Origin of the sequence: Erwinia phyllosphaerae, assembly GCF_019132875.1 — a bacterium.
GTDB lineage: Bacteria > Pseudomonadota > Gammaproteobacteria > Enterobacterales > Enterobacteriaceae > Erwinia > Erwinia phyllosphaerae.
In genome coordinates, this window is record NZ_JAHSPF010000016.1 from 1 (window position 1) to 21,223 (window position 21,223).

The following is a 21,223-nucleotide window of genomic DNA, read 5'->3' on the forward strand; positions in this document are numbered from 1 at the left end:
ATACTAAAATACTAAAATACTAAAATACTAAAATACTAAAATACTAAAATACTAAAATACTAAAATACTAAAATACTTTCACATATTTGTGCGAGGCTTAATCAATAAATTATAATTGATTTATCGCACATAAAATGAATTAAAGACATTATGAATAGAATGCAAATCGAAGAACTACTTTTAAAATATATTTTTACATCCAATGAAATCTATCTGATACGTCAGTAGGCTGAGAAGGAAGGTTACCCGTACAAATGGCTTTTTTCCCAGTTAAAGAAAAGATTTCAGTTGCATTAATAATAACAGTTAATCTTTTGAATAGACTCCTTTATACTATTATTGGTGGTGCGCAAGGAAACACTGTCTCTTATTCAATTACGCTTGTAGCTGGCATTGCCATTCTGTATTTTTTATTACTTTGAAGCCTGCATATAAAGGATTTTAATTCTTGAAAAAAACATTATCATACTTTATAAAACACGTTAATAAAAACTTTGACTTCCCCAAGCGAAGAATCGCACCACCTCTTTTTCAAACTGCAATACATTCACCACAGGATACATCCATATAATGTAATATTGGATAAGGCATGCTTTCCATCATCCATGGAAGCTCCTCAGAAAATTTCAAATCTAATGTTAAAATAATTCAAACAGATTTATCATCAAAAGGAGACCACTCAGCTTCATGAAAACGCTCGTCCCAACCTTAACCAGTTTTCTCTGCATATTGTTTGGCAATTTCAATAGCTTCACTTTCAGTCATCATATCTGAACAACCCATTTCTACTTTGTAGTAAGATATCCCCCTTATGCTTTTGGAGGGTATCTAAATCTATTTAAAACGAAAATTATTTAAATATCCACACTTTCTAAATATGAATTTATTTCGTCAGCAAAATCGATGAATGTTGATCCAACCAAAAAATCACCCCTTTTAGGTCTGTGTTCTTTAAATATACCGACAGATTTTAGAGATACTTCCCCGCTCTTTTTATTAATGATCAACTGTGCAATTACACTTCCACTCATACCGGCAAGAGAAGTAACGGTTTTATTAGTACTAACATCTTCGAAACAAATATTTTTTTCCTTACCGTCAGCAACAAAATGGAAGTAAATATCTTCGGTTTCTCTTTCATATAAAAAGCCATGAAAGTTGATATTAAAGGGTGACAAGCCTTTTTCAGGGCGTAGTTTATGCAACTTGTTAGCTTTTGATGGATATCCCATGATTACAAATGAGGATGTTTTCTCATATTTTTCATTATCACATCTATTGTTAAAAAGTATACTTTGGGGTATTTCTTTTATAATTTCTTCAGGCATGGGAATAATAGCGTAATCTTGATCATCATTGAAATAAATTTCTAAGTGCTCAAATTTAAACTTTTTCCCGTCAATAGAAATGAAAGAAAAATCACTCTGTTGCATATCCTTTATTACGTGGGAGGCAGTAACAATGCATGGTATTTGACCACTTAACAGGCAGAGGAACCCACTGCCAATCAGAAAAGCCTCTTGTTTGTGATGAGGTTGAGTAATAAAAAATGATACGAGTGAACTTTGCCATTTTAAAGCTAATCCCGTGGATTTGTTTTCTTCAATCCACGTTGGGGACCAGTGAATAATAGAGGGGTAAGGATAAATTAATTTCGAGTCTTCTAACATTTATATCTCCTTTGAATGGAAAATAATTTTGCTGGTATCCACCAAGCTACATGAGTTATGATCGGTGTAAACACACGATTTTGGTGATTTTATGAACATCATTGAATTTGAAAAAAAACTTGCTGAGAACGGTTTCAATGCAAAAGATATTGCAGCTTTAAGAATGCAAGCCGTAAAAAGTGGAACTACTTCCCCAGCTTTACTTAAAGAGCTTAGTATACGTTTTATTGCCTCCATGCTCCTTATAATCATTCTTGCTATTGTGTGGATATACACGCTTATGTACAAGGATAACCTCGCCATCACCTCATACTCAATAACGATGCTAATCATAGCTCCAATTTTCTACATTTTTACGCCGATGAAACTAGGATATAGAGCATTTCGTTATACGAGAAAAAAATGATCTATTTTTTATTATCGTATATCGATTTAAGGGCGGAATAGTCGTTATATATTTCTACGCCTAATTCAAAGCGGCTCATATCTTTGATACCCCTAACGAAATCGGAGTTTATGTAGTAAAAAAGACGGAATGTTTCAGGTTTTCTTATCAGCCTAAAAATGCCATAGGCAGATAGAGCAAGATCCATACTGCTGTAAGCAATCTGACCTGTTTTTTGGTCAAAGCCTAGGAATTTGGCTGCTCCAATGTAACCGTCTTTTAGGAACCCCTCGGCGTCGTTTTTACCTGTAATAACATTCATAACGCCCTCCTGAACACCATTCACTCCATGAAGTGTGAGCATCGCACCAAATCCAATCCCTATTATATTTCCGGTTGCAGCTGAAGCGGCCATGACTCCAAACCCAGCCACTACCTGTAACCCACTCAGTACTACCCCTACACCATTGATAACATATCCCCAGATATCACCTTGCTGAACGAATTTTACTGAAGCATGCAATGCCGCCTGACCTGTCCGAAGAAACTGATCTTGTCTCATGAGATTACGATGTTCTTCTTTCAGATTTTGTATACATTGCTGGCATTCTTCATCTGTCGTACCTGAACGAATAGCATCCACTTGGGCATTAACGAAAATTTTCATTTCGTCCTGAAACTGAAGCCTGTTGTAGCCATCAGATAAGTGGATCAACGATAAGTGATTAGCAGTACTAAGCAGTTGATTTGCTTCAGCATGAGCCATAGTCAAAAAGTAATCCTTAAATCGGTCTGGTTTCCAGTAGTCCATGACTGTGCCTTTATGTCATTATACATATCATTAAGTTATTTAATCAGATTACCCTTCTCAGGGAAAGCGAAAGGACTAACAATGAGTACTGATCTCTTCTTAAAAATCGATAGTATTATAGGTGAATCGCAGGACAGTAACCACAAGGGCTGGATCAACATTGAGTCATTCACATGGGGCGCGAACCAGCCAGGGAACATGACAGTTGGAGGCGGAGGTGGTGCTGGAAAAGTTCAGTACCGTGATCTCTCGGTTCAGGCCCTCATAGACAAAGCAACTCCAGCAATCATGCGCTATGCCTCTAACGGCAAGCATATCAGTAAGGTTGAGCTTTCGGTATGTAAGGCTGGCGGGAGCCAAATCGAGTACTGTCGCATTACGCTTGAAGACGTTCTAATCACCAATGTGATTTTCAATGGCACTACAAGCCGTGACCTGATAGGGGTCTCTTATCAATTCCAGGCATCAAAAGTTAAAACACAATACTGGGAACAGTCAGCAAGTGGTGGCAAAGGTGCGGAGAGCCAATCTGGATGGGATATTAAATCAAATAGAGAATTATAATTTCATTTCGTTAGATATTTTAAAAATTTATTATCTATAGCTAAAACACAGCATAGGAATATTAAAATTATAAAATTCGGTATTTATGTTATTCATAAACCTTAGAATCTGAAGTCGGTTAACTGATTTAAAAATATTATCTGTTAATTAAGGATATTTTATGACTGATAGAAGTGCAGTAAATACGATAAGAGGTTATTTTTATCAATTTGATCTTACTATTTTAAGTATTTTGAAACTTGAGTCTTTAGACCATGCTATTGAAGTCGAGTGTGTCGAGGATATCGACATCCACACTGCTGATGATATAACCGCAACTCAATGTAAATATTATGCAAAAACAGAATACAACCACTCAGTTATTAAAGATGCTATAAAGCATATGTTATCTCACTTTAAAGAAACTTTATTGGGTTCAAAGCCGAAGGTTTTATACTCAATTTATGGGCATTATCTTTCAGGACATGAAAAACTAAACCTTGAAATTGATATTGAATTTCTCAAAAAGAACTTTTTAACTTACACACTTAAAGATATAAAATATTATCATCATAGAGATTTAAAACTGTCCGACTCCGACCTTTCAGAATTTTTAAGACGACTGACAATTAATATTAATGCCGAAGCGTTTGATGTACAGTTTCAAAATGTCATTGAATCCCTTCAAAATCAGTTTAAAACAACAAAATTCACAGCAGAGTATTTCTTTTATAATAATGCTTTATCCATTATACGTTCTCTTGCCATTCAAGAAATTAAAGAAAAACGCTTAATAACTAAGAAAGACTTTCTCGAAAAAATAAACACATCAAGCATTTTATTCAATGAATGGTTTATACAAAAGAAAGGAATGGAAGCTCACTTTTCAAGATTACGTAAAGAGTACTTCACAGAACTTAATATCTCTCCATTTGAACGATTCTTTTTGATTGAAATTGAAAACTCATCCTACATGCGATATGAAATAAAAAACATTTTGTTTGAAATCTCACGGAAATGGTCAAAATTATCTAGGCGTGAGCCCAATCCATTTTGTCCTTATGTTTATATACAAGGTTTAGCTCATGATGAGTTAGTTTCACTCAAGGGAGAATTGGCAATAGAAAATTTCAAAATCATAGATGGCCATGACTTCAATGGTGCACAGTTTAGCATTCAATCTATGATTTCAAGTGCCACATATGGAAATGGAATAAAGTTAAAAATCATCAACACTCTTGATAATTTACAACAAGTTATAGAGAATATTAACAAGACAAGACGAATTTATCAATTCCACATTAATGATTATTACTTCGATTACAATAATCCTTCAGTGCAGCATATTAAAATTCAATTAAAAAAACACTCAGATATTAATTCAATAATCTAAGGAAGGTGAAAAATGAATCACACTCAGCAAGATGATAAAATTAATGCTCAAGTTATTGCTGTATTCCCTGATAAAGTACGAATAGTTGTTGACGATTTAGAGAATTTCAAATTGGCAGAGGAAACTCTAAAAGTGGGTTCTTATGTTAAGATAGCTGATAATGAAAATGCAATCCTCATCGCTATTATTGAGAACTTTCAAATAGCAGTAAACATAGATGGTAAGCGGGATCACATCATCGAGGCTTTCCCATTGGGTATATTAAGAGATGGAAAATTCGAACGTGGTGGAGATTCTCTTGCAATACCACCAAAGAATGTGTTTCCAGCAAGCATTGACGATATCAAAAAAATTTATGAAGACTCGGTCCCCAAAGAAGCAGCTTTTCTTTTCTCTACTTTATCTTCAAACCTGAGCGTTCCGGTTCCTGTCAATGGAGATAAATTTTTCAATAAGCATATTGCTGTTGTCGGCTCGACTGGTTCGGGTAAATCACATACATTAGCAACTATTATTCAAAAAGCGGTCAATGAAAAGGACGAGAAATTCTCTTTAAATAACTCTCATGTTATCATTTTCGATATTCATTCTGAATATAAGTCCGCTTTTCCAACAGCGAATCTCATTGATATTACAAATTTGACTTTGCCATATTGGATGTTGAACAGTGAAGAATTGGACGAGTTTTTTCTTGATACTGAAGCTAACGATCACAATCAAAGAAATATCTTTAAAGAAGCCATAATAAAGGATCGCCTAGCTAAATTCAATGGTTCAGAAGCTGAGCGAAAAAACATTCATTTAGATACACCTATTGTCTTTGATATTAAAGAAGTGCTTAAATACACTATTGCAAAGAACGAAGAAATGGTCGACACTGGTGAAGTGTATGCCCAAAGCAATAAAGAAAAGGCAGGTCAGCCTAAATTCACACAAGGTAGCCTTCATGGCAAGCTGACCAATTTTATCAACCGGCTAGAAAATAAGTTAAACGATAATCGGCTTAGCTTTTTCTTAGGTGAAAATTCAAAGGGTATAACGTTCGAAGAAACCCTCGAAAGTTTGTTAGGCTACAGCTCTCAAAAAAAATCCAACGTTACTATAATAGACCTTAGTGGTGTGCCTTTCGAAGTTTTAAGTATCACAGTCTCACTAATATCTCGACTCGTATTTGAATATGGATATATTTATAAACGTATACGATGCTTAAAAAACCCAAATGAAAAGATTAATAACGACATTCCAATTCTTCTAGTTTATGAAGAAGCTCATAAGTATGTTCCTAATAGTGAACTTTCTAAATATCGTTCATCTAAAATAGCTATTGAACGAATTGCAAAAGAAGGTCGTAAATACGGCGTCACACTTTTATTAGCAAGTCAACGACCATCTGAGATTTCTGAAACTATTTTTTCTCAATGTAGCAATTTCATAGCTATGCGTCTTACAAATCCAGCTGACCAAGGTTATGTAAAAAAATTATTACCTGATTCTCTCGGTTCATTAATTGATAAAATGACTTCATTTCGTCAAGGGGAAGCCTTACTTGTAGGTGAATCTATTATACTACCATCCATCGTACAAATTGAACCATGTATCCATGCACCATCTTCAAACGACATACCTTACTGGCAGCTATGGAAAGAAGAATGGAAAGATTTAGATATAGAAAATATTAAGAGCGAGTGGTACAAATAGTTTTCATTGCACCCTATGACGAAAAAACAGGAAAGCTAGGTTTTTTATTTAATGATTTACTTAGCTTTCCTCAATATGGATTAGATCCGTGTTCCCCTCTTCTTCCTAGTAGCTATTACTTGATCCAATAGTATAGCTTTCTCATATTTCACACGTTCTTCAAGATACACTCCCTCAGCATCCTCTTCATTATCAATGGCGTAATGAATCATAAAGCGAAAGAAAAAAGTGATTTCATGTTCATAGCCGAGGTGCTGAATGATTCTTGGAGAGCTTGATTTAAGCGCATTTGATAGCATAGATATGATCGTAAAACGATCAGCGAGATCTGTTTTAGATTGTGGAAGGTAGTACTTAATGTAGTAACCGACACAGAAAAGCCAGATATAGCGAATTATCTTATCCTGTGCGAAATCTGATTTTTTTAATCTCTCAATGAACATCTGCAAAAGTAAGAGGAGCTTTTCTTCCTTTGTAAGAGTCTCTGTCTTGTTCATAAATTGCATCCTTGCAAAATTACTCAACCACTCCTTGGTTGTATATACAACATAACATATAAATTAAATTGCGCAATATCTGCGCAAATTAATATTTAATCGGCATTCGTTTCTCTGTCTATACTTGGCAATCCGTTATTAAGTTGCTCAAAACTAATTCCGTGTTTTATAGCATTGTACTGCCATATAATAAACCTCTCTTCCAGATTCCTGAGCTCTTCTGTCAGAATTTTATTTTTAAGTTCAAGATTACAGATACGCTGTGAGGCAATTTTCAAGTTAGCTGGTCGCTTTACTCCGTCATTGCCAGATTTAATATTTTTTTTCTTCAGATTGAAAGCCATGACAATATCTTTGTGAAGTCCCAGTGACTGACGCGTCGGTCGTTTACCAATCATTGGTTCAAGCCTGTTACAAAGATATTCCCATGAAAGCTTACCTGACTTCTCACTGTCCCAACCTGCTATTGTATTTTTAATTATATTGATATCTTTATTGTCTAAATGTTTAGCCATATAGTTCTCCTTTTAATTATGATTTATCCTTTCATTTACATTCAATTCATTCCTGCTCCCGTCTGTGATATTTTTCATATGTGTAAAATCATTACCATCCAGTCTTATCAGCGCACCGTCCTCAAGATTTTTGCTTTTAAGTAGTGCTATCAAACCCAGAAGTCTGGCTTGCATTTTTTCGTGATAGGCCACCCATTTGTCAGCCCCGTATTCGTCCTCCTCGATGTCGAACTTTGCCTTTTCAAGAAGCTGCTCCGTATATGCCGCCGTAGCTTCTAACCTGCCCAGCGAGTCTTTGTCACCTTTCACACACATATGATCGCTGCAATTGATACAGTCTCTAAACTTAGTACATGGGGAGATCACATAGTCATGTGAGCAGTAGCCGAACTCTGTCACGTGAATGGCTGCGTGGCCTGTATCTTTGATATCAATACGCCGTGAAGGGTTTGCTATAGCTCGGGTGGTGGTGTTTTCTGGCTTAATGCCAATTTGTGGGACGCCATGTTTAACTGATACCTGAACCATCTCATCCTGGCTGACGTGGTTGTAGACCCTGTTTTGTGTTTCCCTTACTCGTCCCGACCATTTTGCCAGGTCAAAATTTCCAAGCCCACCATGTTGTGCAATCGTATTAAGTAAGTGTCTTGCCTGGTGAGTTCTGAGTGAAAGATTGTGTCCATGTAGACCTCTGTAGCCGTGCCTGTCAAAGATCGTCTTTTTGGAGTGAGTCCTGCGATATTCAGTGCTGCCCAGATTTTTATTCAGTATCGCTGAGGTTGGTTTAAACAAGCTTTTTTGTGTTTTTATACTATTACTGAGCTGATACCTGAAAAGCAGACACAGTGCGTTGCTATAGAGAATGTTTTTTTCTTTATCATACCAGGGGAAGTCTGGGTAAAGCTCACCATCTTCACCGGAAATTTCAATCTCTCTGGCATATGTTCGGGCACTTTTTGAAAGAGTCTTCAGTCTTCTGATCGCCATTTCAGCAACCGGAACCATGACTTCCGGTATCCATTTCACATTTCCACCAAACCCTTTTTCAGAATAGAATCTCAACCCGTACCTCAGCTTCCCTTCCCTGTCCGCCTCATGAATTTCGCAATCCGCAGGGAGGGTCAGGATTTCAGTTACTCTGGAAGGTGCACACATAAGCAACGCAAAGACGGAGCTAATGAATAAATCCAATTCAGAAAGCTGATTGTCTGGAAGTGCGAAGATTTCAGCGATGGCGCTCAGCGACTCTTTGTCAGGTAATTTTGCCTTACGGGCCTCCTGTGCGGTTTTTGTTAGTCTATTGCTTGCTTCCTGTGCTTTGAATGGGCTCTTCCATAGTAGCGAACGCGTGACCAGAAAATCCCTTTCTCGAAGAAATGAAACCAGTCCTTCAAGGACTTTACCGCAGGCGTACGCTACCGCTTTGGTGTAAGAGATTTTTAAAGTGACAACGCATTGGTCCAGAACAGTCAGGTTAACGTACTGAACATGACTTCGCCCATTAACCTGCAAAAGAGCTGCCTCAAGTGTTCTGAAAACGATATTCAGGCGTTGATTGATTTTCTTCCCCCCGTTCATGTAATGGTAGAGGACATAGCTTTTAGCGAACCCAATAAAATTTACGTCTAAGGGTTCATTTTCAATAACAGAGTTTTTTTTAACGCCATTAATAGGTTTTTTAGTGAAAAGGAAAACTTTTGGCCAGTTAACCTCCTCCCAATTCACAAGATCGTTTTGATTGAGCGTCATCTGACAGTAAGTCACAAAATCATGAATGTTCTGCGCGCAATTTTTTTCTCTGAGAGTTTCCAGCACTTCAATATTGTCACCTATAAATTTATCCATTTAATACCTCCGAGTTTGATTTGATCTCTTTGCATTTTTTTATCACCTCTGATACCGCTATAATGGTTCTGTCTAATATTTGTGTGGTCACAGGATCAGCCAATGTGTCCTGAATTCTGTTACGCTCATTAAGTAAATATTCGAGTAGTTTCTCATGCGGTCCTTCAATCCATGGCCTGAAATGCATGCAGGTGTAACAGGGTATAGGGACGCACGCCGTGCAGGACTTACAACTGGCGCATTGCCCTGACTTTTCACCAGTGTTAATTCTGATGCTTCCTCCAGGATAACTATCCTCATCTTGGTTAACTATTATTCCCTGAAACATCCTGGCGTAATAGCTGAGTTTGCCTGAAACAGCGTCTTCAATTTTATTCAAAATATCTGGACCAGACTGAACATAAACGCCTGTATACATTAAAGTAGAATGATCAAGTAATTCTCCTATGATCACTTCTCCATAACCCTCTCTTGCAAGCCGTGTACCTAACGTATATCGAAACCGCCTGGCATTCATATTTATTATTTCACCCGTTCTCTCCGAAATTACGTTCTCTGTAGTGGCTATTCGTTTGAGCGTTTGAGTACACTTTAGTGAGTATGCATGCAGCCTGTCTGAAGAAAGAATCCTCATTAAGTTTTCACAATCATAAATTTCTCGCAGCCTTTCTTGACAAACAAAAATTGGTAATTCAAATCTCTCCTTCTCAGACAGTTCTCTGCCCAACTGATTTATAAAACTTTTAACGACAATATGTGCCTGTTGATTAAAAATGTTAAATAATTCATGTGTAATCCTGAATCGTCTGAATGAATCTCTGTACCTTTCACCTTGTTTTACTCTCGGGACATTTATATAGCATTCGTTTCTACCCCCCTCTTTAATGAGGTCTTTAATTTTTATCTGTGTGATTTGTAAACTTCTTCTCCCTGTGTGAATCGTGATTAAGGCCATTGCCAAATCAGAATAAGATATCGTGCCCTTTTGGTAAGCACGTGAAACTGCATCATAGAAGTTATCAAACTCCATGTCTGTAAGAGGCCCCTGATAAGGGTCTCGTCTTTTGACGACCTCACCCTTTTTATTATCTTTAATCGTCCAGTTATTAATAAGTTCTATACATTTTTCAGTAACCCCCTTAAAGCCTAATTCATGCCACTTCTTGATTAGGATCCTGAGACAAACAAGATCGTGATTAGAGAATTTTTCATTTGACTTTATTATCACCATAATAGCTTCGTCAATTAATTCAAAGCTCATGAATGAAATCAATTTCATAAAAGCCATGTTAATTTGCTTTACAGATACTGGGCTTATTTCTTCTGCAAAATATCTCATTGTATTCACATAGCTGTATTTGAGATTTTCTGATAGTTTTTCATTGACTTCACCAATATTTAATTTTACATTCCGACTTAATACCCAGAATTTATCATCCATCCTGAATGTGTAACCTTCATTTTTTGCATTACAGATCTCTGCGTGGGCATTTAGTATTTTTATTTTATTCATAAGACACCCCGCTGCGTTTTTGGAAAATAGTATTTTGAATCCCCAGGGCTGCCTGCTCTGATTTTGAAACGATAAATCTTCTGTTGTAAATTCGTGCTGTTCCAGAACCAGGCTCCCAGCCCATATGTCTGGAGCGCATTTGCTCTTGCATTTCTTCACTTACATATTCAGTACTTTCATCCATCTGCTTTGAAAATAAAAAGTTCCAGGTGTGTCTGAACTTATGCCCGGTCAATCCGTTTAAACCTGAGTCAATGTTTCTCAGGCTATAAATGATTTTATGATAAGAAGGAACAGACAAAGGATCTCCACGTGTATAGCCTTCTTTTTGAGTAATAAAGAGGTAACCATGCTTTTTCTTCCTGATATTGGCTTTCCTTTCGCCTGTAATATATGAATGGAGAAGTTTCGTAAGTTGGTCAGACATGGGTAAATCTCTTTCAATAGTTTTTACGAGGGGTTGATTGACTCTTGTGTCTTCAATACTGTCAGCCCTTCGCCTTATGAAGATAATTTGCCCTGCAAAATCAATATCTTCGACCTTCAGGTTCAATAGCTCTCCACACCTTATTCCTAAGGAATGTAATATCATGACGATAAGCTGGTTTCTCTGACGAACTTTTTTATCAAATGGATTTAATTCGCACTCAGGATCAATAACAGAAAGAAGAATTTTCAGCTGTTCGTCTTCTATTGTTTTATAGAAGTTACCTTCTGAATTCCTGAATTTTATTTTCGGCCGTCTGGCTTTTATTTTTGTTACAAAATAGGAAATTTTCCTGTAGCCGTCATCTTTACTTTTAATAGTTAGCTGGCACAACCATTCGAGATATTTTGCTATTGTAGTAAGTCGTATGTACTTTGTCGCGCTGCATACACCAGGGTGAGGATCTTTGATATTGGTAACTTTGGGGATTCTCATCCTCTTTCCGACAAAATCTCGTAGAAGATCAATTTCGTTGTTATCCAAAAATCTGGCTGTTTGAATTCGCTTTTCAATATCTATCTTGCGCATAAAAAGAAACCGATAAAAAAGCGCGATACAACCTGCCTGAGTTTCAATCGTCTTTATCGATTCATTGCTGTTTCTCAGCTGCGTGGTAATAAACAAACACGGATAAAATACAGGAATACCTGTTTTCTTGTTTTTTATAATGCAGTAGCGTTCGCCATTTTTCATTTTAAAAGTTTTAATACCAAATCTGTCCATAAACTCTCCTTTTTTCATTTAAATTCTTTGCAAAATAGGTATAGGTTAAATATTCAAAAACAATGACCTATCAAAATTTTGCAAAAATATTTTATTAATATGCCGTTTAACAACTGTCAATAAAGGAGGAGGCTAAATATTCTTTCCAAATGTTAATCAGGTATATATTAGGACTCTTCTATTTACCTGATACCTTAAAAATACTCCACATAGCTTGGTATAGCTAACCTTGCATTATTTACGTAAAGAATTTTGCAAAATTTAAGCTCTTTTAATAATTAATTCTTTCCATTTTTATCGACAATTTTCACAGCATTAACTTTAAATAACACAAGATTATAATTAGTCAATAGTTGCTTTAATTTCAAAATCGTTTATATAAGGGAATAAACATTTAAGGAGCTTTTATGATTGATATAAACAACAACTTGGACATCATGTGGGTTTACTTTTCTGAGCATGAAAGTGAAATCTTGCGAGAATTAAATGAACTTTCTTCTTTTCAGTTCTACGAACGTTATCTATTGGAGTTATCAGCAAGGGGATTCCACGATTTCTTTCAATATTTACTAGACTATAAAATCGATAATGAACTTGATGATGAAGATGCAATATCTCAACTTATTAGCTATGGCTTAGGTCAGGAATCAACTCTTGACGAAGAATCGCAATTCGAAAACTTTAAATTTATTCAATCTCGTGTTAACGAACTCAAAAACAAACATCTAACTGAAAGAATCAACAATGAAAAAAAATTGTTAGGATTAAAGATTGAACCATTAATTGAAATAATAAAAAAGGAAGATAGGTTATAATCCACACATATAAAAGGCCATGCATTATATGCATGGCCCGATCATACTACTGATATGTTAATTGTAAAATCATACGGCAGAACAAACCTTAGTTAAGACAAGCATAACTAACATGATTGAAAAAAATCAAATGAAAATAATTTTTTCAAAATCTCTATAACCTAAACATCTTAAATTCATGGTCAGATTTAAACAACAGGATGATTTTAGCCAGATTTTCAATATCTGTTCTTTGCTCAAACAAAGACATCCATATTGAAAAAACTGAGTACTGCAATTTGAACTCAAGTTCAAAAATAGTAGACACTGCATCCTTTATGTTTCCTGAAAGATATTCCCCTAACCAGTAAGCAATGCTGTTTGAAAATGCATCATTAAACATGGCTGCAATCGCGTCATGATTAAACCTTTTATCGAAAGATTCTTTTTTCATAAATTTAAAGTATTCATTAGTACTAATAAAATCGTTCAGGTTCATTTTAAATCCCCCTTAAATAGTTTCATTTCGTGATTTAGAGATCAAAGCCTCAATCCATTCATCGATCTCACTCTCAATAAATGCCACCGCACGAGAGCCGATCTTGATAGGTTGAGGAAACTGCTTGAGATTAATGAGCTTATAAATCCATGACTTGCTATAACCTGTTTTATTTATTACCGCACTTAAGCGAATGAGTTTTTTATTTGAAATGTTCATGCTGACGCTCTCTCTTCTGTTTCGATGAGAGCTACATTATCAAGAGGAAGATTGGGAGGGTGAGTGTGGCTCGTGACAAGGGAGCCACTGGAAACTGGGTCAGTTGGAATCCGAGAGTTTCATGACCTCTGAAACTCTCATATTTTTAAGGTGGGGGTTTCGATTCATGAAGAAGTTGAATTGGCGAATGAAATCAATGGTTGCTGCTTTCATAGCCAGTGGTCTATCAGCGTCTTTGATATGGTAGTTAAGACGAATAACGGCCTCGTCGTCTTCGTCTGTGTACAGCAATCTGGAAAGCCTCTCGTCAGAAACTCTGAGGTCATGCATCTTTGCCCAAAGAAGAACGTCGAGCATTGCTATGAGACGATAAGAGATAACCTTCTTGATTGTGCCGTAGCCGAAGCGAACTGTGCCTGACGGCTTCTCCTCCACTCCTATGACTTTGCGCCACTGCGGTAACGCCGTTCTGATTGATTCAGCAATTTCGTCGTCTGTTCCGCTCGCAAGGTCTATCTCTAACAGAACTGTCTTCTCACATATCGCTGACATAACCGTCGATACATAAGCTTCATGGTGGGGAAGATTTACGCAGTACTCGTCACTACCTTGTTCCCATGAAAACAGATTGACCCGGAGACCCGTTACGCTAAGTTGAGCAAGGCGGCTTATGTCTGTAATGAAGATATGCGGTGGGCTTTGAAGAATTTGTTCATCGTGCATGTAGTTAAGCTGTTCGGGCTCGAAGAGAAAAGGCTTGCCGTTGAAGATCTGTCTCATGTACCCACCAAGGCCGATCTTTTCCTCGTCTGTGGGCCAGGGTTTAAAGAGCAAGGCCCTTGCCCACAGCTCATGGTAGAGGCAGTTAAGCGTGGTTTCTTCGAACTTTCTATAGTTTGAAATGTTCAGCCAGGATTTGACTGCTTTGGTATCTTCTGTTGACCAATTTTTCAAAGCTAACTCCTTCACGATCTCTCCATGAAAAGAGTATAATCAACACTGTTCAATCAACGCTATATGGCTGTTTTGAAGAGAAAAGCTTTTGTTGGTATCATTGTTGGTACAAATGATTGCAAATAAAATTATTTCTTTAAAAAAAAGCACTTAAACTAAAGTTCGATTCCTGCAGGGGACACCATTCTACAGTTCGCTCCCATCCGTAGTAGTTCGCAAAAACCCTTTTAAACCAATATCCCCGTAAACCATTAGTTCGCAATAGTCCGTTGACAGCCACGTACTTTGGCGGGTAAAAAACGGGTAAATAATTTTACCCGCCGGAATTTTACCCATGCTGACCATTAAGCAGATCGACGCGGTCAGGTCCAAAGATAAACCCTATCGCCTGCTGAATAGCAATGGCCTGTACCTCTATGTTCCGGCATCCGGTAAAAAAGTCTGGCAGCTGCGGTACAAAATAGACGGTGAAGAGAAAGGGCTGACGGTGGGGAAGTATCCACTGTGTCATTACAGGAGGCCAGGGATAAAGCTTGGCTGGCGAGAAAGGATGTTTCAGTAGGAGTGGACCGGTTAAAGCGAAAAAGCTGGCGATTGCAGACAGCTCCTTCGGTGCCATTTATCAGGAATGGTATGAGCACAAAAAACAGGTCTGGTCGCTGGGATATGCTAATGAGCTGGCGCGGATGTTCCGGGATGATATTTTGCCAATGATTGGCCACCTGAGAATAAACGAAATCGAGCCAATGAAAATACTGGAAGTCATTCGCAGGTTTGAAGAACGCGGCGCACTGGAGAGGGCCAATAAGGCGAGGCGCAGATGTGGAGAAGTTTTCAGGTATGCCATTGTAACCGGGCGGGCTAAATACAACCCGGCACCAGATCTGGCAGATGCAATGAAAGGATACAGAAAACAAAACTACCCTTTCCTGCCAGCGCTGCGTCTCCCGGCTTTTGTAGATAATGTAGTTATCCACGATGAGCATGATGGTTTTTACCCGCCGGTACATGGCTTTAAAATGTTTCAGCGAGGTGATGAACAGCACCGAACTTTTGCTGTTACCGCCAACGTAGCTGGCCTTTCCCGTGCCACTGTGTAACGCCCCGGCAAGACAATATTTTTCATTCTGACCCGGCGTGAACGCTGGTAGCCAAAATTGCCGGGAGCGTGTCTTATCAGCTCACGTAACAATGTGCAGATATGCTCAAATGGCCAACGCCGGGAGCGTCCTGCGGGCAAGAATTTCAGTCCTTCGACACCCGACAGTGTGAACCAGTTAATTCAGCGTCCAACGGATGAACGGGCGCAGCAGAGCGTTCTGGCAACATCTCGCCCCGATGAAGCATCAGCATCGCGGTGAGCCTGCGGGCATGATTTTTATCGCGTGTTTTATGGATAGCTTTCTGCATCAGGCGTCGTTCGATACGGGGTATTGGCACTATGATCGGCATCGCTCAATCCGGTTGGTGGTTTGTGATGTTTGGCGATTGCTCAGATCGCACAATCCGGGCTAAGTTCCCTTCGGGTGATCTATTATTTGGCGCAGCTATTTAGTTATAAAGTAAAACCCCGGCCGTGAGAACTGGGGTTTCTATCAACAAGGTATTATTGCTGGACTAACGGAAGACAAAACATCAATAACATTATTACCTGTAACTATTAAATAATGATTTATAAGGTCGCCATCATGAATATTGGCGCTTTGCTCATTAAACCATGATAAATAGTTAGATCTTTCTACTACGTAGACCCCTTCAACCATCTTACCTTCTAGCTCATCTTGCATCTTTAATAAATCACCTTCATCTGTGACGCGAAAAGAGTGCATCCATTAAAATACCACTCGGAATTTATTATTAATATCCTTATAACTTGATAATAAAGTTAACTCAAGTGCTTCAGAAGAATATTTAAAATCAATCAATTTCTTATTTTTAAAGCGAAATACGTCGTATTCAATATTCAGAATTTTTTCAATCATATGGCATCACTAATCATATCTAAATTGAATTCTATTCTTACCAGACTGTATTTCTAACGTTGGTCTACCATCTGTACTTCTTTCTCTGACAACTATAGTTAGCCCATCAGGGAGTTTACCAACCCTGCCACCAGGAATATCTTAATTTCAGTAGGTTTTAATAGATAAAATTCTTTATTAGCAGCCTCACTACCACCTGATCTTTCAAAAAACTTTGATCGACCTGTTTTTTCCCGACTTTTTGACGATGAAGACATCAGATCATCAACAGTTGTTTTCTGTTCACTATTACGAGCATTGGCTTCATCTTGCGGCTCCCAGCCACCCGGCGTCCCCAATCCTGCTCCACCCAGCTCAGCCTTCTCCGCATCCATCAGATTAGCACTGACATTCGGGCCACCGGACTGTTCTGTATCATCCGTCGAACAGGCCCGGCCAAAGGAGCACTGTGTTGCCTTATCCAGGGTATCAAACAGGTCATCCAGCGCAGACGCCATTTTATCGTTAGCGTCCTGGGTGACCTTATCTCCCGGACTAACCGGAACGCCGGGTACAGGCACCGGAACAGGGGCTGGTACTGCCAGCGCATTATTCTCAACCGCATTCTTCCCGGCCTGTGCTCCGGCAACGGCGCTGCCCGTGCTGTCTTCCGCCAGGCCGCCAGCAGCCCAGCGTGCCCGTCTCCAGCCGCTTCCTGTCCACCGTCGCCGTCGAGCCGATGACCGCCCCGCTGCATGTGCCCGCCCACGCTCACGTCAAAACCGCCTTTGCCCGCAAACTACTCCATGCTCTGCCAGGTGCTGTGCATCTGATCACGGCTCAGGTTCACGTTCATCGAGCCGGTCATTGAGACGAAGGTGAAGCTGCCGGCCGCCCCTGGAGAGGTTTAGACGCTCAAAAAAGTGTGTGATTTTGTGATATTTAAACTAAAGAGTTTCGTGAAGCTTGTAGAAATAATCAAAAGCCACAACGATAGAATGGTAACTAATAAATTAATAAAGTAAAATATCGGTGTGTTGGCCACTTTTTGAGATTAGCAATATGAGTAAAAAGAACACTGATATAAGCAAATTTTTAAGCTATGTATTGCGTCATCATCCAGAAGCTATTGGATTGTCACTTGACCAAAATGGATGGGCAGTTATAACTGATCTAATTCTTTGTGCAAAAAAAGAAGGTTATATATTTGAGAAAAGTATTATTCTAGCGATAGTCACCAGTAGTGATAAAAAAAGATTTACTATTTCAACTGATGGCTTGCATATTCGTGCTGCTCAGGGTCATTCAATGCAACAGGTTAAGATAACTTATAAAGAAAACATCCCTCCTGATATTTTATATCATGGAACAGCCGCGCGCTTTATATCTGAAATCAGGAAGAAAGGCCTGCTTCCTATGTCACGACAGTATGTACATCTTTCTACTAATGAAGTTACGGCAATTCAGGTAGGACAACGTCATGGAAAACCAATGATATTAATTATAAAAGCCCTGAATATGTATGAACAGGGCTTTAAATTTTTTCAGGCTGAGAATGGCGTCTGGTTAACTGAAGCCATTCCTTACCAGTTTATTCAAGAATAATTACATATCGTCTTCAACTCGCTCAACTTTGTTACGGTTTGATTCAAGACGCGCTATTTTTAGCCATTCAGTAAAGTTATCAGTGTGTCCTCTGTCTTCCCAGCCAGCAGACGCAAAAGCATGAACATAGTAAACTTTTGGATCACCTGATGTATCTTCACCATCAAAACATACAATATCATCTGAGTAGCGCCAATTGGCAAAAGGAATTAATTTTCTGTCAGGATAAAGCTCTCTTACTTTCTCACACCAAAAGTCAACATAGTTTGAGGAACTGCAAAAAAGCCACCACGGCTCGATATCCTCTAACTCTGAATGAGATATATAATTAATAAAGCTGTCAGGGAAAGAAAACCCTGAGTATAAATATTTTTGATAAGCCATATATCTATCAATCATTTATTTACCCTTGCCAGTTATTCTTGGTGACTCGGATGATCCATAAGGGTTATTTTTACTAAATCCCCCGCTTTGGTTGTTAATCCTTCCTGTTATCGCCTCTCCCCACGTTGTAGAAGAACCAAAACGACCAGAGTCAATCATATCTTTTGGTAACAAATCGCTGAAGTTTCTGACACTAGCTTCTACTTTAATGCCAGCATCTCTTGCTGCATTTATCCTGGTATTATCCATGCTTGTCATATTGCCATCCGGCATTTTTACAACATCAACCGGATCACCTTTCCAGCCATCTTTTTTCATACTGGAAACAAGATCATCGTAAGTGTATTTCACACCTGTACCTCGATCAGTCTTATTGTAAGAAACAGTATTCTGCGAAAATCGAATTTCGTTAGCATCAAATGAGAAATTATTTCCTGTCGGTTTAACTGTGATTGACTCATTGACTTCTTTTTTCCCTACCCCAGCCGCTATTCCCGCGGCACTCGTTCCAGCCGCCTGAGCCAGCGAACTCATCGCAAGTTGCTTCGCTTCAGGTGAATCACCAGACATCAATGCATTATGAATCGCTGCATTTCTGTCTGCCTCAAGCTGGATTGTAGTCACCTGAAGAATAGAAAGTTCGTTCTGTTCTTCTGGGCTTAAGCCACCATTGTCACGAGCTTTTTTCAGCAACTCATTGGTACGGTTAGCATAATCAGCCTGCAATTTGCCAACTTCATTCGCTTTATCGACACAAACCCGAGCACCAGAACAGTTCACAACGCTTTCATGCTGCTCAGCATTTAATTTCTTATATTTATCAACGACAGCATTACAGGCATTACCCTGGCACTCCGTCATTTCTTTGGCACGTTCCTGGTTTTGCTTCACGCTCAGCGCATTATTCTCAACAGCATTTTTCCCTGCCTGCGCACCCACTACTGCGCCAGCCGTACTGTCTCCGGCAATTCCGCCGCAAGGCCAGCTGCCAGCGTGCTCAGCTCGCTGATATATTGCTTCTGCGCCTCATTCAGTTTATCACGGCTGACTCCCGGATAAAGTTGCTGTGCGATATACTCACCTGTCGCGGCGTCTGCTGCACCAGCCAGCGCTGAATTGCCCTGAACCTGCGCGACCACTGCGCCCAGCACCGCGTGTGCTATCAGGTTAGCAGGCTCGTTAACCACCTCTTTGCCGTCTGGTCCAGTTGTTGTGGTTTCTTTATGGATTAACTTTGCCAGGTAAGGGGCCGAAGCTCCTGCAATCGCGCCCTGTACATTGCCTGCCAGTAAACCCTGTACTGCCGCCGTTGCTACCTGCATACCCTGCTGAATAGCGCTGCCGGTACCGAACTGTTTTTGCGTAGTTTGATAACTTTCAGAATTGACTAGTGCATCATTGTAAGTTTTCCAGTCTTCCTTTGAGGCTTTTTCTCCCGGCTCCTGCACTCCCTTCTTTGCCAGCTCGGCTTTGCCTGCACTGGTTGCACGAATGCTACCCTCAGTGCGTACAATATCCATAGCCTGCCCCGCGATTTCGCCTACCAGCTGCGCGGTCTGCAATCGCTTCTGCTCTTTTTCCTTGTCAAAAATTGGGCTGATGCTGTTATTGGCATTCGCAGCATCGCGGCTCAGCGTGGCCACATCCTGCTGCTGGTTCGCCTGGTCCCGAATGGTAAATGCCGCCCGAACAGGAGATTATGCAGATGCTGAGGAAGGTTTGTAAGCAGTCGACCTGTAAACAGTGGCAGATCATAGAGTTGATCGAGGTAATCAGCAGGCTGCAAGCCAGAACTGATAACTGACTGAACAACAGATAAAAAATCCCGGCTCAATGGCCGGGATTCGAATATTACTTATGAGGAAAATTATTAAATTCGGGCACTTGATAACTTTCAGGACTATCAGGCCAAACTGGCGATTTTAACAATGAATCGGCATCATCTTTAATATCTTCAAAAAAACCAGCAAGGCGCACTGAGCAAACCCTGATATGTACTAATGCCGCTTGCATTGCAACCTGATCGTTAACATTTATTGCATACTTTAATAGCTTCGTTACATCGTGAAGCTTACATATATCCTGATTAAAAACACCATCAAGATTAGCCTCTTTATCAAGGAGATAGTCATTCTTATCATCAAGAAACAAAGTTTCTATAATTTCAAGATAACTACTTTTAATACCTTCAAAAGAAATAATGTTTTCACTTTGATAAAGTCCTCCCTTCAGCAGCAACAGATCGTCGAAATTATCCGGGTAATCGCCACGCCGCAGAAGCGGCCACGCAAGATCCCGGAAGGGACGGTGGAGTGGCGCAGTCTGGATTAAGCGGCTGATTGTTAATGGAAAATCCCGGCGCTGTGACCGGGATTTTTAATTAAGGGCCTTGCCATTGTAGCTTAGACTTTAATTCATCAGGAACCATTTTAAATAATAACTCTATATATTTAACGTGCTGACTATAATTAGGTGATATGTCTTCACTGCATTTCTCAAAATAATATTTTGCTTGGTTATTTAAAAACCATAAATCATGCTCAACGAAGTCTGAGAGAAGCAACGTATGCATTAGGTTATGCACCAATTCAGCTTCAAAGTAACAAGATATATCTCGCCCTTTATGTTTTTTATCCAATGACTGGATATTTCTGATGTAAGGCAGAGAAAGAGATAGCATTTTTACATATATCTCATTTTTTTTCATGAGGATAGTATTCTCCATAA

The 21,223-nt window shown here is 39.0% G+C and carries 21 protein-coding genes and 5 pseudogenes; 7 read left to right on the top strand and 19 right to left on the bottom strand.

What is annotated here, in order from left to right:
* Positions 1 to 854: 854 nt before the first annotated feature.
* Positions 855 to 1,670, bottom strand: coding sequence for a serine protease (locus KUE00_RS20450; RefSeq protein WP_246762051.1), 816 nt, complete (start codon positions 1,668 to 1,670; stop codon positions 855 to 857).
* Between the two features lie 91 nt (positions 1,671 to 1,761).
* Here KUE00_RS20450 and KUE00_RS20455 point away from each other — a divergent pair, with 91 nt between their 5' ends.
* Positions 1,762 to 2,076 (top strand): hypothetical protein, encoded by a 315-nt coding sequence (locus tag KUE00_RS20455; protein ID WP_246762052.1) that lies wholly within the window; start codon positions 1,762 to 1,764, stop codon positions 2,074 to 2,076.
* A gap of 1 nt (position 2,077) precedes the next feature.
* On the opposite strand, the gene KUE00_RS20460 is transcribed toward KUE00_RS20455, so the two are convergent.
* A complete protein-coding gene (locus KUE00_RS20460; RefSeq protein WP_246762054.1) occupies positions 2,078 to 2,866 on the bottom strand; it encodes a DUF4225 domain-containing protein in 789 nt (262 codons plus the stop codon).
* An 81-nt stretch (positions 2,867 to 2,947) separates the two neighbouring features.
* Here KUE00_RS20460 and KUE00_RS20465 point away from each other — a divergent pair, with 81 nt between their 5' ends.
* From KUE00_RS20465 to KUE00_RS20475, 3 genes are all read left to right on the top strand, one after another.
* Entirely contained in the window at positions 2,948 to 3,430 is a 483-nt protein-coding gene (locus KUE00_RS20465) for an Hcp family type VI secretion system effector (protein WP_246762056.1), read from the top strand.
* A gap of 160 nt (positions 3,431 to 3,590) precedes the next feature.
* Positions 3,591 to 4,802 carry a DUF4297 family anti-phage-associated protein gene (locus KUE00_RS20470; protein WP_246762057.1) on the top strand — a complete coding sequence of 404 codons (1,212 nt, stop codon included), beginning with the start codon at positions 3,591 to 3,593 and terminating at the stop codon, positions 4,800 to 4,802.
* A gap of 12 nt (positions 4,803 to 4,814) precedes the next feature.
* Positions 4,815 to 6,500, top strand: coding sequence for an ATP-binding protein (locus KUE00_RS20475; RefSeq protein ID WP_246762059.1), 1,686 nt, complete (start codon positions 4,815 to 4,817; stop codon positions 6,498 to 6,500).
* Between the two features lie 80 nt (positions 6,501 to 6,580).
* Here KUE00_RS20475 and KUE00_RS20480 read toward each other — a convergent pair whose 3' ends face one another.
* From KUE00_RS20480 to KUE00_RS20500, 5 genes are all read right to left on the bottom strand, one after another.
* Positions 6,581 to 6,997 carry a hypothetical protein gene (locus KUE00_RS20480; protein WP_246762061.1) on the bottom strand — a complete coding sequence of 139 codons (417 nt, stop codon included), beginning with the start codon at positions 6,995 to 6,997 and terminating at the stop codon, positions 6,581 to 6,583.
* A 95-nt stretch (positions 6,998 to 7,092) separates the two neighbouring features.
* Positions 7,093 to 7,512: a hypothetical protein gene (locus KUE00_RS20485; protein WP_246762063.1), complete on the bottom strand. Its 420-nt coding sequence runs from the start codon at positions 7,510 to 7,512 to the stop codon at positions 7,093 to 7,095.
* Between the two features lie 12 nt (positions 7,513 to 7,524).
* Complete coding sequence (locus KUE00_RS20490; RefSeq protein WP_246762064.1) at positions 7,525 to 9,357, bottom strand: hypothetical protein; 1,833 nt, start codon at positions 9,355 to 9,357, stop codon at positions 7,525 to 7,527.
* Positions 9,350 to 10,870 carry a site-specific integrase gene (locus KUE00_RS20495; RefSeq protein ID WP_246762066.1) on the bottom strand — a complete coding sequence of 507 codons (1,521 nt, stop codon included), beginning with the start codon at positions 10,868 to 10,870 and terminating at the stop codon, positions 9,350 to 9,352. The genes KUE00_RS20490 and KUE00_RS20495 overlap by 8 nt, the downstream gene beginning before the upstream one ends.
* Positions 10,863 to 12,098 carry a tyrosine-type recombinase/integrase gene (locus KUE00_RS20500; protein ID WP_246762067.1) on the bottom strand — a complete coding sequence of 412 codons (1,236 nt, stop codon included), beginning with the start codon at positions 12,096 to 12,098 and terminating at the stop codon, positions 10,863 to 10,865. The genes KUE00_RS20495 and KUE00_RS20500 overlap by 8 nt, the downstream gene beginning before the upstream one ends.
* Positions 12,099 to 12,487: 389 nt before the next feature.
* On the opposite strand from KUE00_RS20500, the gene KUE00_RS20505 reads away from it, so the two are divergent.
* A complete protein-coding gene (locus tag KUE00_RS20505) occupies positions 12,488 to 12,895 on the top strand; it encodes a hypothetical protein (RefSeq protein WP_246762069.1) in 408 nt (135 codons plus the stop codon).
* Positions 12,896 to 13,049: 154 nt separating this feature from the next.
* On the opposite strand, the gene KUE00_RS20510 is transcribed toward KUE00_RS20505, so the two are convergent.
* The 3 genes from KUE00_RS20510 to KUE00_RS20520 form a co-directional block, all read right to left on the bottom strand.
* Entirely contained in the window at positions 13,050 to 13,373 is a 324-nt protein-coding gene (locus KUE00_RS20510; RefSeq protein ID WP_246762071.1) for a hypothetical protein, read from the bottom strand.
* Between the two features lie 12 nt (positions 13,374 to 13,385).
* Entirely contained in the window at positions 13,386 to 13,592 is a 207-nt protein-coding gene (locus KUE00_RS20515) for a helix-turn-helix transcriptional regulator (protein ID WP_246762073.1), read from the bottom strand.
* A 99-nt stretch (positions 13,593 to 13,691) separates the two neighbouring features.
* Positions 13,692 to 14,546, bottom strand: a complete 855-nt coding sequence (locus KUE00_RS20520) for a DUF6387 family protein (RefSeq protein ID WP_246762151.1) — start codon at positions 14,544 to 14,546, stop codon at positions 13,692 to 13,694.
* 334 nt (positions 14,547 to 14,880) lie between these two features.
* Between KUE00_RS20520 and KUE00_RS20525 the strand changes: the two are divergent.
* Positions 14,881 to 15,502: pseudogene (locus KUE00_RS20525) on the top strand (tyrosine-type recombinase/integrase); the annotation flags it as partial.
* Here KUE00_RS20525 and KUE00_RS20530 read toward each other — a convergent pair.
* From KUE00_RS20530 to KUE00_RS22015, 5 genes and pseudogenes are all read right to left on the bottom strand, one after another.
* Positions 15,446 to 15,998 (bottom strand): annotated as a pseudogene (locus KUE00_RS20530) (transposase); the annotation flags it as partial. The pseudogenes KUE00_RS20525 and KUE00_RS20530 sit on opposite strands and share 57 nt — an antisense overlap.
* Before the next feature lie 143 nt (positions 15,999 to 16,141).
* Positions 16,142 to 16,333 carry a hypothetical protein gene (locus KUE00_RS20535; protein ID WP_246762075.1) on the bottom strand — a complete coding sequence of 64 codons (192 nt, stop codon included), beginning with the start codon at positions 16,331 to 16,333 and terminating at the stop codon, positions 16,142 to 16,144.
* Between the two features lie 293 nt (positions 16,334 to 16,626).
* The gene (locus tag KUE00_RS20540) at positions 16,627 to 17,025 is read right to left on the bottom strand and encodes a hypothetical protein (protein WP_246762077.1); all 399 of its coding nucleotides are present in this window, start codon (positions 17,023 to 17,025) and stop codon (positions 16,627 to 16,629) included.
* 96 nt (positions 17,026 to 17,121) lie between these two features.
* A pseudogene (locus KUE00_RS22010) lies at positions 17,122 to 17,184 on the bottom strand (VENN motif pre-toxin domain-containing protein); the annotation flags it as partial.
* A gap of 10 nt (positions 17,185 to 17,194) precedes the next feature.
* Positions 17,195 to 17,402: pseudogene (locus KUE00_RS22015) on the bottom strand (VENN motif pre-toxin domain-containing protein); the annotation flags it as partial.
* A 167-nt stretch (positions 17,403 to 17,569) separates the two neighbouring features.
* Between KUE00_RS22015 and KUE00_RS20545 the strand changes: the two are divergent.
* Positions 17,570 to 18,112, top strand: a complete 543-nt coding sequence (locus KUE00_RS20545) for an RNA 2'-phosphotransferase (RefSeq protein WP_246762078.1) — start codon at positions 17,570 to 17,572, stop codon at positions 18,110 to 18,112.
* Here the strand turns inward: KUE00_RS20545 and KUE00_RS20550 are convergent, their stop codons facing one another.
* The 4 genes and pseudogenes from KUE00_RS20550 to KUE00_RS20575 all read right to left on the bottom strand — a co-directional run bounded on the left by KUE00_RS20550 (position 18,113) and on the right by KUE00_RS20575 (position 21,221).
* The gene (locus KUE00_RS20550) at positions 18,113 to 18,511 is read right to left on the bottom strand and encodes an SMI1/KNR4 family protein (RefSeq protein ID WP_246762080.1); all 399 of its coding nucleotides are present in this window, start codon (positions 18,509 to 18,511) and stop codon (positions 18,113 to 18,115) included.
* A pseudogene (locus KUE00_RS22020) lies at positions 18,512 to 20,169 on the bottom strand (VENN motif pre-toxin domain-containing protein); the annotation flags it as partial.
* Positions 20,170 to 20,347: 178 nt separating this feature from the next.
* The gene (locus KUE00_RS20570) at positions 20,348 to 20,734 is read right to left on the bottom strand and encodes a hypothetical protein (protein ID WP_246762084.1); all 387 of its coding nucleotides are present in this window, start codon (positions 20,732 to 20,734) and stop codon (positions 20,348 to 20,350) included.
* A gap of 142 nt (positions 20,735 to 20,876) precedes the next feature.
* Positions 20,877 to 21,221 (bottom strand): zinc ABC transporter substrate-binding protein, encoded by a 345-nt coding sequence (locus KUE00_RS20575; RefSeq protein ID WP_425523595.1) that lies wholly within the window; start codon positions 21,219 to 21,221, stop codon positions 20,877 to 20,879.
* Positions 21,222 to 21,223: the final 2 nt, after the last annotated feature.